The organism is Vibrio hannami (assembly GCF_029589055.1).
In the GTDB taxonomy this organism is placed as follows: Bacteria; Pseudomonadota; Gammaproteobacteria; order Enterobacterales; family Vibrionaceae; genus Vibrio; species Vibrio hannami.
Map to the genome: position 1 here is coordinate 911,751 of NZ_JARQZP010000007.1, position 12,988 is coordinate 924,738.

Genomic DNA, 12,988 nt, shown 5'->3' on the forward strand with positions numbered 1-12,988 from the left:
CGGTTGAAAGTCAAATGAAAGAAGCCACCAAATTTGGTGGCTTCTTGCTTTATATAAACAGAGATTAAAGCGTCTGATTTAACTGGTAATAACGGCCTTTCTGCTCGAGTAAAGAGTGATGCTCTCCATGCTCGATAATTTTGCCGTTTTCGATAAGACAGATATTGTCCATTTTTTCCAGATTCACCAGGCGGTGAGTAATAAACAGTACCGTTTTGTTTTCAAAGTGCTGGTCAAACAGCGCCATAATCTGGTTTTCAGTTTTCTTATCCAGACCTTCTGTAGGTTCATCAAGCAGAAGGATGGGGGCGTTGTGAATAATTGCACGCGCTATACCAATTCGGCGCTTTTCACCACCAGAGAGCTGGCGACCACCGTCACCAAGCCATTCATCCAATCCTTTGTCGTCTAGCAGCTTTTCCAGTCCTACTTGTTTGAGTACGTCATTCAGCTCCGAATCACTAGCGTCGGGTTTTGCCATTAGAAGGTTATCTCTTAATGAACCGTTAAGCACATCAACTCTCTGGCTGACAACCGAAATACTTTCACGCAGAACAGACTCGCTGATTTCCTTGATAGGTTTACCCGCGATAGATATTTCGCCTTTCTGTACATCCCAGTAGCGACATAGTAATTGAAGTAGTGTCGACTTACCTGAACCGGTTTGTCCTAATATCGCCAGCTTAGTACCGGATTTAACCGACAGGTTAACGCCATTGATTGCTTTAGAATCACTATCCGGATAGCTAAATTCTATGTCGGTGAACTCTATGTTGTGCTCACCTGAAGCAAGCTCACCTTGTTCAGGGAATACAACATCCGGTTCTGCATTAATAATCTCGTTCAGTCTGCGAGCTGAGGTTAGAGTTTGTCCCAGATGTTGGAATGCACCAGCGATTGGCATTAGTAGTTCGAAACTTGCCATGGTTGCAAAGGCGAACAGCGCAATGAGAGGGTCTGGTTGGTTTCCTCCAATACCATCTGCGGCCAGCCACAGCATTAGTGTCAGTATCCAGCCGTTTGCCAGCATAAGAAGGGCACTTGCCATTCCAGTAAGATTGGCGTTAACAAACTGGTTAGACAGCAGCTTTTTCTGCGCTTCCAGAATCGCATTGCGGTAACGCTCTTCTGCGCCAAACAGGACAAGTTCGCTATGTCCTTGCAACCAATCTAGTGACGATACACGAAGCTCGGATTTATTTAGAGTTAACTCGCTACCGTTGTTTTTACCCAGCTTATAAAACACAACAGGCCAAACAAACAATAGAACAGCGAGTACACCACCAAGCGTTAAACCGAGGGCTAAATCCAACCAGCTAAGGAAGGCAGTTAGAGTAATAATACCCAGAGTACCTACGATTACCGGGTTAACAAGGCGCAGGTAAACATGATCCATCGCGTCTACATCGGCAACAAGGCGGTTTAGCAGGTCTCCATCCCGAATACCGGAAATCCGTCCTGGAACAAGAGGAGCCAGCTTTTTGAAGAAAAATATCCTGAGATCAGTCAGTAACTTAAAGGTTTCGTTGTGACTAACGACACGTTCACCCCAACGACCAGCAGTTCGAGCCATAGCAAAGCCGCGAACACCACCACCTGGCAACATATAATTGAACGTTTCTCTGGCGATGGTTAATCCAGCAACAGCAGCAGCCGAGATAAACCAGCCGGATAATGTAAGAAGGCCAATAGAAGCAAACAGAGTAGCGAAAGCTAACAGCATGCCTAGAGACAAACCAAACCAGTGCTTTTTATACAGTTTCAGATAAGGGAGTAAATCACGCATCTAGATCTCCTTTGTTTTCTGCAAGCTGTTGGTTTCGCGCGTTTAGCATGGTTGCGAATAGTCCATCGGAGTTTTCTAAATCGGCGTATGCGCCAGACTCGACAATCTCGCCTGACTGCATAACCAGAATCTGTTCTACCTCTTTTAGCTGATTAAGCTGGTGCGTAACCATAAGCGTTGTTTTACCTTCGATCTTTCTTTCAATCCCTTGCATCACCAGCTTTTCACTGTTTGCATCCAGGCTGGCGGTTGGCTCATCTAATAGCCAGAAGTTGCCTTTTTGAAGCATTGAACGAGCAAGTGCAAGACGTTGTGCCTGTCCAACGGAAAGACCGCCAGAACGATCGCTTATCTGATAGTCGAGCCCGTGTTTATGTACAAACTCGCTTGCAAAGGATTCGTCCAGTGCTTGCTCAATCTGGGTATCAGAAACATCTTGATTACCAAGGGTGATGTTCTCGCGAATGGTTCCGTGAAGTAACAGCGGATTCTGACCCACCCAACTGATCTGTTCACGCCATTGTGAAAGCTCGCATTGATTTACTTCAACACCATTGATAGTCAGGCTTCCCTGATAAGGAAGAAAACCAAGAATCGCGTTTATAAGGCTGGTTTTACCCGCTCCGCTAGGCCCTACTAGTGCGGTGGTTTCACCACTATTCATTGAAAACGAAACCGGACCTAGTAACTGCTTCCCTTCCGGGCTATTTACGATCAAATCACGCGCTTCAATCTGGACGTTACCGATATCATTAATGGCTTGAGAACCCTTTGCCTGATGTTCTACATCTATATTGAGAAAATCTACAATACTTTCAGCCGCACCTACCGCCTGTGCTTTCGCGTGGTAGAAAGTACCAAGGTCGCGCAGTGGTTGATAGAACTCTGGTGCAAGGATCAGTATAAACAAACCGGCAAACAAGGTTACGCCGACACCGTAGTGACCAAAGTTAAGCTCACCGATATAGCTAAAGCCAAAATAGACTGCAGTGATTGCAATCGAAATAGAGGTAAAGAACTCAAGAACGGCGGATGAAAGGAAAGCAACCCTTAAAACATCCATTGTTCTGGTTCGGAATACTTCCGATGCACCATGCAGAGTTTCTTCTTCCTTAGCTGTTTGGTTAAACAACCTGATGGTGGTCATCGATTGTAGGCGATCGTAAAAGTGTCCAGAGAGGCGTTGTAGTGCTTTGAAGTTTTTTCGGTTAGCTTCTGCGGCTCTCACACCAACAAATGCCATAAACATCGGCACAAGAGGTGCTGTGATTAAGAAAATTAAGCCCGCCGCCCAGTTTATCGGGAAGACAACCACCAGTATGATAAATGGCACCAGCACTGACAGCGACATCTGAGGAAGATATCGGGCGAAAAACTCCTGCATATCTTCTACTTGCTCAAGTAGTAAGGTAGCCCAGGTTCCTGCTGGCTTACCTTTGATATAAGCGGGGCCTAAGTCTTTTAACTTATCCAGGATAAGTTGCCTTATGTAGACTCTTATCTGTTCGCCACAACGGAATCCGGCTATTTCTCGTCCCCAGGTACAGCCAGCACGGCCAACCACGGATAGAGCTAGTCCGATAAAGTGCATGATAAGTTGAGATTTATCGACATGATCGATAATGAGCTGATGGAGAATTGAAGCAAGAAGAGCGGCCTGGGCCAGCAGAAATAAGCTTGAAATAACTCCTAAAGTGATACTGATTAACAGCCAGCGTTTCGCCAGTTTGCTCTGTTGCTTCAGCCACTTATTTAATTCGCGCTGTTTTGATTTATCCATTTGTATAGAAGGCTTGTTTTATTTTTCTTTTATTGGGAAAGGAGGAGTATACAAAAAGAAAACCAGTGGGAATACCACTGGTTTGTAGGGTTTTGAACTGAGTACAATCACTTATACTTCAGTATTATATATTGACCATGGGCAATTACTTTTCAGCCAGGGCATCCAGATAACGTTCGGCATCCAGCGCAGCCATACAACCAGAACCTGCAGAAGTGATCGCCTGGCGATAGTTGCTATCCATCACATCACCTGCCGCGAAGACGCCTTCAATGCTTGCCTGAGTTGCGTTACCGTTCAGGCCAGAGTTTACAATGATGTAGTCATCTTTCATTTCCAACTGGCCTTTGAAAATGCCAGTATTTGGCTGGTGACCAATGGCGACAAACAGCCCCATTACGTCCAGATTTTCAGTTGCGTCTGACTGAGTATCCTTAATTCGAACACCTGTCACGCCCATGTCGTCACCAAGAACTTCGTCCAGAACGCGATCAGTATGGAGAACAATGTTTCCATTTTCGACTTTATCCATCAGGCGTTTCATCAGAATTTTTTCAGCACGGAAACCTTCGCGACGGTGGATAAGGTGAACTTCAGAAGCGATGTTTGAAAGATAAAGTGCCTCTTCAACGGCAGTATTACCACCACCAATCACAGCCACTTTCTGGTTGCGGTAGAAGAATCCGTCACATGTTGCACACGCCGATACCCCACGGCCTTTAAACGCTTCTTCTGACTCAAGACCAAGGTACTTGGCTGAAGCGCCTGTTGAGATAATCAATGCATCACAGGTATATTCGCCGCTATCTCCTTTCAAACGGAAAGGGCGGTTTTGCAGATCAACTTCATTGATATGATCAAAGATGATTTCGGTTTCAAAACGCTCAGCATGTTCTTTCATGCGCTCCATTAGCCCTGGACCAGTCAAGCCCTCTGCATCACCCGGCCAGTTCTCAACTTCAGTGGTTTCTGTCAGCTGACCACCTTGTTGAATACCAGTGATTAATACTGGGTTTAAGTTTGCGCGTGCTGCATATACCGCAGCAGTGTATCCCGCAGGACCTGAGCCTAAAATTAACAGGCTAGCGTGTTTGACTTCACTCATCGAGCTGACTCCAATTTAAATACATTCTATTTTGCTGATTATATGGGGACTTGCTAATGCAATACAAAGGGTGCAGTAACAACATATCGTTATAATTTATGCCCGATTATACCGGCGCGGATACTTCGACCTCATATGAAGTGAACTTACGAATGTTGATTACTCCAGTATCCAGGATTAAATATTGTCCCTTAATACCTTTAAGGGTGCCTGTTACGACAGGTTCCTTGTCGAAGTTGTGAGACACAATTTTCGTAGGGTGCTCGGTTACAGGGTAGTCGATATTTGTGATCGAATCGTGCAGCACTTCAACGGAATCTTCACCATACTTAGCTCGAATCTCTTCCACTGTAGGCATAACAAGCGGGATAAGTTCCTGAGCTCTTTCTGCTAGTGGCATGGGTTCTCCATCGCCTTTAAGCAACGTTCTCCAGTTGGTTTTATCGGCAATATGTTTTGCCAGCTCTATTTCAATTAAACCTGAAATGTGGCGAGTTTTTACCTTGAAAATAGGCATTCCCTGAGTCGCACCCTGATCAATCCAACGAGTTGGAATCTGGGTGTGGCGTGTAATTCCAACCTTGAGGCTTGAGGTGTTAGAAAGATAGACAAAATGATCCACCATGCAGTTATCTTCACCCCATTGAGGTTCCCGGCATGTCCCTGCTTCGTAATGGCAGGTTTCTGGCTTCATAATGCACATATCGCAGCTGGCGAGTTTTTTCATACAGACAAAGCAGTGACCCTGAGAGTAGCTTTTTTTCGTCTTTTTCCCGCAGGAACAACAGTAGATATTGCCCGTATGTTTAAGAGTGATTTGTTTGCCGATTAGCGGGTTAAGTGCAACGGATTGTTCGCCTACTGGGAGAGAATATTCAACCTGTTCGTTTAAGGAGGACTTCAGTTTTCGAAGTGTTCCAGTAATTTGAAGTGACATAACTTTGCTCAGTTTTATTTTTGATTTTGATTAGTCATTGTAACAAATAATTATAATCAATGGCGTTAGGTGTCTGCCTATTTTCAAGATCAACTCTGAATCTAAACTTGTTCTGGAGCCATTGTGAGCTACTTTTATAGGGCGACTTACAAAATAGCTTAGGAGCGATTATGCAAGGAAATCCTGTGGGTTGGTTTGAAATATATGTTGATGACTTATCTCGTGCGAAAAGCTTTTATGAGACAGTTATGGCAGTCAAATTAGAAGAGATTGAGAGTCCTAAAGGTGCGGATTTAGTGATGCTAGGCTTTCCATCGAGTATGGAAAGTTATGGTGCTTCTGGTGCCATAGCAAAAATGGAAGGTGTTAAAGCGGGTGGCAATAGCACCATGGTTTACTTTTCTTGCGAGGATTGCGCTGTAGAAGAGTCGCGTGTAGAAGGTGCTGGTGGCAAAGTGATAAGTTCCAAATTTTCTATTGGTCCCTACGGTTATATTTCAGTACTGTTAGATACAGAAGGCAATACGATTGGCTTACACTCGATGCTTTGATATGTATTACAACAAGCGACCCTAAATACAAAATCTGACTTTTGTACTTGAGGTCGCTTGAGTGCTTTTAGCAATAATGTGTTTGGAGAGCACAGATCATATTTTCAGGAAAGGCTTGCCTGGTAAAAGTGCGGTACACTGTTCTGGAGAATAATATAAATAATTCAGGAATCTTAACGTGAAAAAACTAATTTCTATACTTGCACTGGCTTCGGCTTTGTTGTCTGCCAATATACACGCCGCTGAGAACACCGGACATGCAGGTAAAGCGCTCGAGGTGATAAATGCTGGTGGCTATTCCTACGTGCTACTGGACAAGGCAGGAGAACAAGTTTGGTTTGCTGGTCCGCAATCTCTAATTGAAGTAGGTCAGACGGTTAGTATTAACGAGCCAGGCATTGCGATGAAAGGGTTCCATAGCAAAAGCCTGAACAAGGACTTTGAAGTTGTTTACTTTGTGAATAGCTTTGGTAGCAGCGCCATTTCTTCCGCGCCAGTAGAAGACAAGCCAGCAATGGCTGAAAAAGTGAACGTACCGGCGTTAATTGGTGGGGTTACTGTAGAAGATGTTTTCACCAAAAAGGATCAGCTGTCAGGCAGTCAGGTTTCAATACGGGCAAAAGTGGTGAAGTTTAGTCCGCAAATCATGGGGAAAAACTGGGTTCATATTCAGGACGGAACCGGAAAAGTGAAAATGGCAACTAACGATCTAACGGTGACCACCGCTCAGGTGGCGAATGTTGGTGATACTGTAATTATTACAGGGAATGTCGTTTTGGATAAAGATTTCGGTTTTGGTTACAAGTATGACGTTATGCTGGAAGAAGCGACGTTTAAAGTGGAATAACACGCAGCTTTAACTCAGCTACTTTCGCAAAACAGCTTCTCACCCGAGAGGCTGTTTTCATTTTCAACGTAGTAAAATTTAAGCAGTGATCACGGTCACGTTATTTCGCTTTTCTGTTTGTTGAAACCGGTTTCAGAATTAGTTTTTAAAGAAAGACCGAAACAATCCTGTATTAACAAGCGAGCAAATGATGAACAAGGTATTTCCTGAAGAGTTTATGTGGGGTGGGGCAGTAGCCGCGCATCAGTTAGAAGGTGGCTGGGATGCAAATGGTAAGGGCATTAGTGTTGTCGATGTTTTAACAGCCGGGGCTCACGGTGTACCTCGCAGAATCACTGATGGAGTGCTTGAAGGTGAAAACTACCCTAATCAGGTGGCGGTAGATTTTTATCACCGTTACAAAGAAGACATTAAGCTGTTTGCTGAAATGGGTTTTAAATGCTTCCGAACCAGTATTGCCTGGACACGTATTTTCCCTAAAGGTGATGAGCTGGAACCATGCGAAGAAGGCCTGGCATTCTACGATGAACTGTTTGACGAGTTACTTAAGTACGGTATTGAACCAGTTGTGACGCTAAGCCATTTCGAAATGCCATACCACCTTGCGACAGAGTATGGCGGCTGGATGAACCGAAAGGTCATTGACTGTTTTGTGCGTTACTCAGAGGTGGTAATGGAACGCTACAAAAACAAAGTTAAATACTGGATGACGTTTAACGAAATCAATAATCAGGTGAATGTTTCAGCAGATATCTTTGGCTGGCTATGCTCTGGTGTTAAATACCCTCAGATGAGCAACCCAGAAGAGGCGATGTATCAGGCTGTGCACCATCAGTTTGTAGCGAGTGCGTTGGCGGTGAAAAAAGGGCATGAAATTAACCCGGAGATGAAGATAGGGGCGATGATCTCTTTTGTGCCATATTATCCAATCTCGTCGAAGCCAGAAGATATTCTGTTAGTTCAGGAAGCGATGCGAGAACGTTACCTCTTCTCTGATGTTATGGTACGAGGTCATTATCCTGCTTATGCGAAAAAGGACTGGGCGCTAAAAGGCTACAACATTGCGATGGAACCTAGTGATGAGCAAATCCTGAAGCAAGGCAAAGCCGACTATCTGGCATTCAGTTACTATATGTCTAACACGCTTGATTCAACCTCCCACCGTTCTATTGAAGAAGCGATGGATGGCGGACATGAAAAAACAGTAGAAAACCCTTATATCAAATCGAGTGACTGGGGCTGGCCTATCGATCCTGCTGGTCTGCGCTACGCTCTTTCATCCCTGTATGAAAGATACGAAGTGCCACTGTTTATAGTAGAGAACGGCTTCGGGGCGGTGGATAAGGTTGAATCCGATGGCAGTATTAATGATGACTATCGTATCGACTACCTGAGTGCGCATATCAAAGAGATGAAGAACACAATCTCTATCGATGGTGTTGATTTGATGGGATATACCCCATGGGGCTGTATCGATCTGGTTTCGTTTACTACCGGAGAGATGAAAAAGCGGTATGGGTTTATCTATGTTGATAAGCATAACGATGGTTCTGGCAGTCTTGAGCGTTCCCGTAAAAAGTCCTTTGACTGGTATAAAGGTGTGATAGCCTCTAACGGTGAAACGTTGTAGATTTTTATTAGATCGGGAGTTACGGATCGTTCATGAAAGTAACCATGCTTGATGTTGCGAACAAAGCCGGAGTCTCAAAAGCGACCGTGTCTCGCGTACTGAATAAAAAGGATATCGTCAGGCCAGATCTGGTAAAGCGGGTATTTGACGCTATTCAGGAGACCGGTTATAGGCCGAACATTCTTGCGCAGAACCTAGCCAACCGAAAAACCAATTTTATTGGCTTTGTGATGAGCAATGTTCTGTTTGACGGGCCTTATTTTTCTACTCTAATGAGCCATTCTGCTTCCTACTGTGAAGAGAACAATCATCAGTTGGTGGTGATTGATGGTAAGCACAGTAAAGCCGAAGAGAGACATGCGATTAATCTGCTGCTGGATATGAAATGTGCGGGCATTATCGTTTATCCCAAGTTTCTTAATGAACAGGATCTTGGTGAGATTATCAGCGGTACAGATACGCCGATTATTGTGTTGAATAAGAGTGTATCTGATTACTCTAGCCATTCCGTAACTACCGACCACTACCCAAGCGCCTGCCTGATGATGGAGCATATTGTTCAGCAAGGGCACCGGGACATTGCCATTATTCGTGGCAATGTGAACTCTACGACCGATAAGCAGCGTTACCAGGCTTACAGGGATATTCTGTACAAGTACAATATCCAGATAAATAGCGACTATGAGCGACAGGGGAACTGGAGACCTGAAGAGGGGTATAAAGCAGCAGAGAAACTTATGGAAGTAACACCGAGGCCGACTGCTGTTATTGCATGCAATGATGATATGGCTGTTGGAGCCATAAAGGCATTCCATAACGCAGGTTTGAAACTTCCTGACGACATTTCTATTGCAGGCTTTGATAACAGTAAAATGGGAGAGTATTTATCTCCTGGTCTAACGACTGTTCGGGTGCCTCTGGAAAATATGACTCAGAAAGCGATTCTCAAGATCATTGGTGAACATGGAAAGGCCGATTTGATTCCGACCTTTGGTTCATTGGTTTTGCGGGAGTCTATAGCGAGCATTAAGACATAGAATCAGCACATCTTAGCTACTACTACCAAAATGCCTTCTCCATTGAGAAGGAGTAACGTTAAATGCCAGTTTAAAGTGTTTTCTGTACACACTTTCCGAACCGAAACCCGCGAGCTGTGCGACATAGGATATGGGATAGTCGCTCGTTTCTAATAGCTGCTGGCTGAGCTTCAGCCTTTGATTCATCAACCAGTCACCAAATGTACAACCATAAGCGGCTTTAAAATGTCTGGTGAAAGTTCGCCGACTCATGGCACACTGCTCTGCTACTGAGTCGATATCGTGGGGTTTATCCAGTTGAAGCTCTATGCTTTCTATCACCTTGCTAATCCCAGTGTCCTGTTCAGGGCGAGGCGGGATAGGGGTTGGGATGTACTGTTGTTGGCCACCAGAGCGAAACGGCGCTGTAACCATGATACGCGCGAGCTGACTCGCTACTTCACTACCGCAAAAAAGGCGAATGATATACAAACAACAGTCCAGCGCAGCAGCAGTGCCTGCTGATGTAATGATTTGATCATGAGCGATAAATAACGGCTGGTTGTCTAAAACAACTTCTGGATATTTCCTTGTATAAGCGTCAGAGAACGCCCAATGAGTGGTGGCGGTTTTGCCATCCAGCAATCCCGTTTCGGCTATGACAAATGATCCAAGACACAAACCTACCAACAAGGCGCCATTCGAATGTGCTTGAATAAGTTTTTTCGTCAAAGCCTCTGGTATTTCAGGTAAATCACTTGGCCAACTGGGCACAATGATAATGTCTGCTTCCTCAAGCGAGGATAGTTCGTTTTCTACTTCTATTTTGAACCCGGAACCTGTTTTTATTCTGGTATCAGTTAAACCACAAACATTGAGCTCAAATACCGGTTCCCGATCAATAAATACATCCTGAAATACCAGGCATGGAACGGAAAGGTGAAAAGCACTTATGCCTTCAAAAGCAATCACAGCCACTTTTTTGGTTTCGACATGGTTCATTATGTTGACCCGATTTGAGCGATGGTTGTCCTTAGGGACAATTCTACACCATCTACTACTGGTGCATAATCAGTTTCAGTTATTAAGCACAGAATTGAGTGAGCCGGAATATGAAAATCCATCATCTACGCAGCGCGACTTTTGTTATCGAATCTAACGACAAGTTTATTCTTATTGACCCAATGTTAGCGGATAAAGGGACTCTTCCTCCGTTTTCGGTATTCCGCTACAAAGCGGTGAAGAACCCAACGGTTGATTTGCCTGCCAATGCTGATGAAATTCTAAGCAAAGTAACACATGCTTTGATTACACATAGTCAGACGTTTAACTTCAAACCCCTACAACATATTGATCACCTGGATCAGAAAGGAGAGGCGTTTTTGGTTGAAAAGAATATTCCGATCGCCACTCCAGCAAAAGACAAGGCATACCTTGAAAAGTATGGCATGAATGTAGAGCAGGGCGTTGGTGACTGGGAAACCGTAGACTTTGCTGGTGGCAAGCTGACAGCTGTTCCTGCGTTACATGGTCACGGGTGGGTAAGTAAAGTGTCTGCTAACGGTTGTGGTTTTTATCTGGAACTGCCGGGTGAGCCATCTATCTACGTTAGTGGTGATACGGTTTTAACCGACGATGTTAAGCGTGCACTTACAGAGCTAAAACCGGATGTAGCTGTTGTTGCCGCCGGTCAGGCCCGCCTTGATGTTGGGCAGGCGCTTCTGATGCCAAAAGATGAGGTGATGGAGTTCATTAACATGGCTCCAGGTAAAGTTGTTGCGAACCATATGGAAGCGCTGAACCACTGCCCTATCGATCGCAAAATTCTGCGTGACTCTGTGATAGCGCAGGGTGTGGAATCTAAAGTGATGATTCCGGCAGATGGTGAAGTTCTGGAAGTGTAGTTACGCAAAACAAATGGATGCAGGGTCTTTAGGTACAAAGATCCTGTTTTTCTCTATTAGTGATAGATTGAATTCTAGAAGAGGGTAGTATGGAACAATAATATGGACGTTCGCTAACGAGTGGTGGTGATGTTTAAAAGAATAATTGGGAAGTTCTTTCCGGGAGCGCAACAATATAAAGTCTCGTCAGCTCGAACCCAAAAGGCAGTTCCTGCCGCGAATATGAATTCATCTGCAAGAGATGACCTGCCTATTGCACCTCATGATGCCGATTTCCTTAATTATTTGTTTGGTGATTCAGAGCTAAAAACACATACAGACCCGTTTAGTGATTTTGTTTCTGAGAGGGTAGAACAGCTATTGCTGACGCCGAAAGCTTTGTTACAAGAGCTACCAGTGATGCCGGATTCTGTTACCACGCTTGTTGCTGAATTGCAGGGAGATGACTTTAATGTTGATGCTTTGCTCGAGGTTATTGAACGTGAGCCAAGTATGGCTGCAGAAGTGATCAAGTTGGCGAATAGTGCTCGTTATCGTCGTAGTGAAAGGCAGGTGACAGATCTCAAAACTGCCTTTATGAACATGGGCGCTCAGGGCTTAATTGAGGGTGTGATTGACGCCTATGTTAAAAAGTTTACTCCTAAGAACAATATATATTGGCGTCAGTTTGGGGATAAGATCTGGCAGCACAGCATAGATACCGGCCTTTACGCCAAGGCGCTAATTAAGTCCTCACATGCAGCAGCTGATCAGGCTACGGCCTATTTTGTTGGGCTGATTCGTAATCTGGGCAAAATGATTATTTTTCAGGTAATGGTAGAGGCGTTTCACCATGTCGACCCTAATGTTCCACCAAACTCAATGGCATTTAAAAAGCTGATTAATAGCTACGAAATCCGCCTTACCTATATGATTGCAAAGTATTGGCAACTGCCAGATACGGTGCTTAAAGCCATCGCTTATCAGGCGTCTAGCAGATATGAATGCACACCTTTGGCTCTGGCTGTATTGGAAGCCAACTATTTAAGTGAGTTAAAGTGCCTTTTGTCCTCAGAAATCATTGATGCAGATGAGTTCGAAAGAAGGTGTGAGAATAACCTGACAACTAACTCTGCGTTAACTATGGCGGATTATATTAAGGCTGAAATCTTGCTAGAGTTGTCCTGAAAAAAGAAGCGAGCTTTAACCGTACACTCGGCACCCTGGACAGCTCTCCGTTCTTGCGTCTAATTGTTGTATTAGCTATCACCGTACCAACTCAATGTTGTTAACGGAGGCCCATTTGCGTGGAAATGGACAATAGTTTCCATCACTTGTTAAAAATATAATTTTGCTCTAGGCACTTAAAGCACCATTCAACTACTGTACAGCCTCGTTCCCACGCTCTGCGTGGTAATGCATACAGTAGCTGAAGGAATTTACATAAGTCACT

General features: G+C 44.5%; 11 protein-coding genes. 6 read left to right on the plus strand and 5 right to left on the minus strand.

Annotated elements, in window-relative coordinates; all coding sequences use genetic code 11:
- Nucleotides 1-64 precede the first annotated feature (64 nt).
- The 4 genes from cydC to P7F88_RS18605 form a co-directional block, all read right to left on the minus strand.
- The gene (gene cydC, locus P7F88_RS18590; protein WP_277827174.1) at nt 65-1,786 is read right to left on the minus strand and encodes a heme ABC transporter ATP-binding protein/permease CydC; all 1,722 of its coding nucleotides are present in this window, start codon (nt 1,784-1,786) and stop codon (nt 65-67) included.
- Nucleotides 1,779-3,566 (minus strand): heme ABC transporter permease/ATP-binding protein CydD, encoded by a 1,788-nt coding sequence (gene cydD / locus P7F88_RS18595; RefSeq protein WP_277827176.1) that lies wholly within the window; start codon nt 3,564-3,566, stop codon nt 1,779-1,781. The genes cydC and cydD overlap by 8 nt, the downstream gene beginning before the upstream one ends.
- A 145-nt stretch (nt 3,567-3,711) precedes the next feature.
- Nucleotides 3,712-4,671: a thioredoxin-disulfide reductase gene (gene trxB, locus P7F88_RS18600; RefSeq protein ID WP_277827178.1), complete on the minus strand. Its 960-nt coding sequence runs from the start codon at nt 4,669-4,671 to the stop codon at nt 3,712-3,714.
- Nucleotides 4,672-4,777: 106 nt separating this feature from the next.
- On the minus strand, nt 4,778-5,608 hold the full coding sequence (locus P7F88_RS18605) for a DUF2797 domain-containing protein (protein WP_277827180.1): 831 nt from the start codon (nt 5,606-5,608) through the stop codon (nt 4,778-4,780).
- Between the two features lie 170 nt (nt 5,609-5,778).
- On the opposite strand from P7F88_RS18605, the gene P7F88_RS18610 reads away from it, so the two are divergent.
- From P7F88_RS18610 to P7F88_RS18625, 4 genes are all read left to right on the plus strand, one after another.
- Nucleotides 5,779-6,159, plus strand: a complete 381-nt coding sequence (locus P7F88_RS18610; protein ID WP_277827182.1) for a VOC family protein — start codon at nt 5,779-5,781, stop codon at nt 6,157-6,159.
- A 178-nt stretch (nt 6,160-6,337) separates the two neighbouring features.
- Nucleotides 6,338-7,006 carry a hypothetical protein gene (locus tag P7F88_RS18615; RefSeq protein ID WP_277827184.1) on the plus strand — a complete coding sequence of 223 codons (669 nt, stop codon included), beginning with the start codon at nt 6,338-6,340 and terminating at the stop codon, nt 7,004-7,006.
- Nucleotides 7,007-7,196: 190 nt separating this feature from the next.
- Nucleotides 7,197-8,636 carry a 6-phospho-beta-glucosidase gene (locus P7F88_RS18620; protein WP_277829223.1) on the plus strand — a complete coding sequence of 480 codons (1,440 nt, stop codon included), beginning with the start codon at nt 7,197-7,199 and terminating at the stop codon, nt 8,634-8,636.
- Between the two features lie 32 nt (nt 8,637-8,668).
- Entirely contained in the window at nt 8,669-9,673 is a 1,005-nt protein-coding gene (locus P7F88_RS18625) for a LacI family DNA-binding transcriptional regulator (RefSeq protein WP_277827186.1), read from the plus strand.
- Between the two features lie 12 nt (nt 9,674-9,685).
- Here the strand turns inward: P7F88_RS18625 and P7F88_RS18630 are convergent, their stop codons facing one another.
- A complete protein-coding gene (locus tag P7F88_RS18630; RefSeq protein ID WP_277827188.1) occupies nt 9,686-10,654 on the minus strand; it encodes a GlxA family transcriptional regulator in 969 nt (322 codons plus the stop codon).
- 110 nt (nt 10,655-10,764) lie between these two features.
- Between P7F88_RS18630 and P7F88_RS18635 the strand changes: the two genes are divergently transcribed.
- Together P7F88_RS18635 and P7F88_RS18640 are read left to right on the plus strand one after the other, a co-directional pair.
- The gene (locus P7F88_RS18635) at nt 10,765-11,556 is read left to right on the plus strand and encodes an MBL fold metallo-hydrolase (protein ID WP_277827190.1); all 792 of its coding nucleotides are present in this window, start codon (nt 10,765-10,767) and stop codon (nt 11,554-11,556) included.
- Nucleotides 11,557-11,685: 129 nt separating this feature from the next.
- Entirely contained in the window at nt 11,686-12,723 is a 1,038-nt protein-coding gene (locus P7F88_RS18640) for an HDOD domain-containing protein (RefSeq protein ID WP_277827192.1), read from the plus strand.
- Nucleotides 12,724-12,988 lie beyond the last annotated feature (265 nt).

Bases quoted from the DNA above. Each gene is read 5' to 3' on its own strand.
- cydC (WP_277827174.1), bottom strand. From the start codon at position 1,786: ATGCGTGATTTACTCCCTTATCTGAAACTGTATAAAAAGCACTGGTTT.
- cydD (WP_277827176.1), bottom strand. From the start codon at position 3,566: ATGGATAAATCAAAACAGCGCGAATTAAATAAGTGGCTGAAGCAACAG.
- trxB (WP_277827178.1), bottom strand. From the start codon at position 4,671: ATGAGTGAAGTCAAACACGCTAGCCTGTTAATTTTAGGCTCAGGTCCT.
- P7F88_RS18605 (WP_277827180.1), bottom strand. From the start codon at position 5,608: ATGTCACTTCAAATTACTGGAACACTTCGAAAACTGAAGTCCTCCTTA.
- P7F88_RS18610 (WP_277827182.1), top strand. From the start codon at position 5,779: ATGCAAGGAAATCCTGTGGGTTGGTTTGAAATATATGTTGATGACTTA.
- P7F88_RS18620 (WP_277829223.1), top strand. From the start codon at position 7,197: ATGAACAAGGTATTTCCTGAAGAGTTTATGTGGGGTGGGGCAGTAGCC.
- P7F88_RS18625 (WP_277827186.1), top strand. From the start codon at position 8,669: ATGAAAGTAACCATGCTTGATGTTGCGAACAAAGCCGGAGTCTCAAAA.
- P7F88_RS18630 (WP_277827188.1), bottom strand. From the start codon at position 10,654: ATGAACCATGTCGAAACCAAAAAAGTGGCTGTGATTGCTTTTGAAGGC.
- P7F88_RS18635 (WP_277827190.1), top strand. From the start codon at position 10,765: ATGAAAATCCATCATCTACGCAGCGCGACTTTTGTTATCGAATCTAAC.
- P7F88_RS18640 (WP_277827192.1), top strand. From the start codon at position 11,686: ATGTTTAAAAGAATAATTGGGAAGTTCTTTCCGGGAGCGCAACAATAT.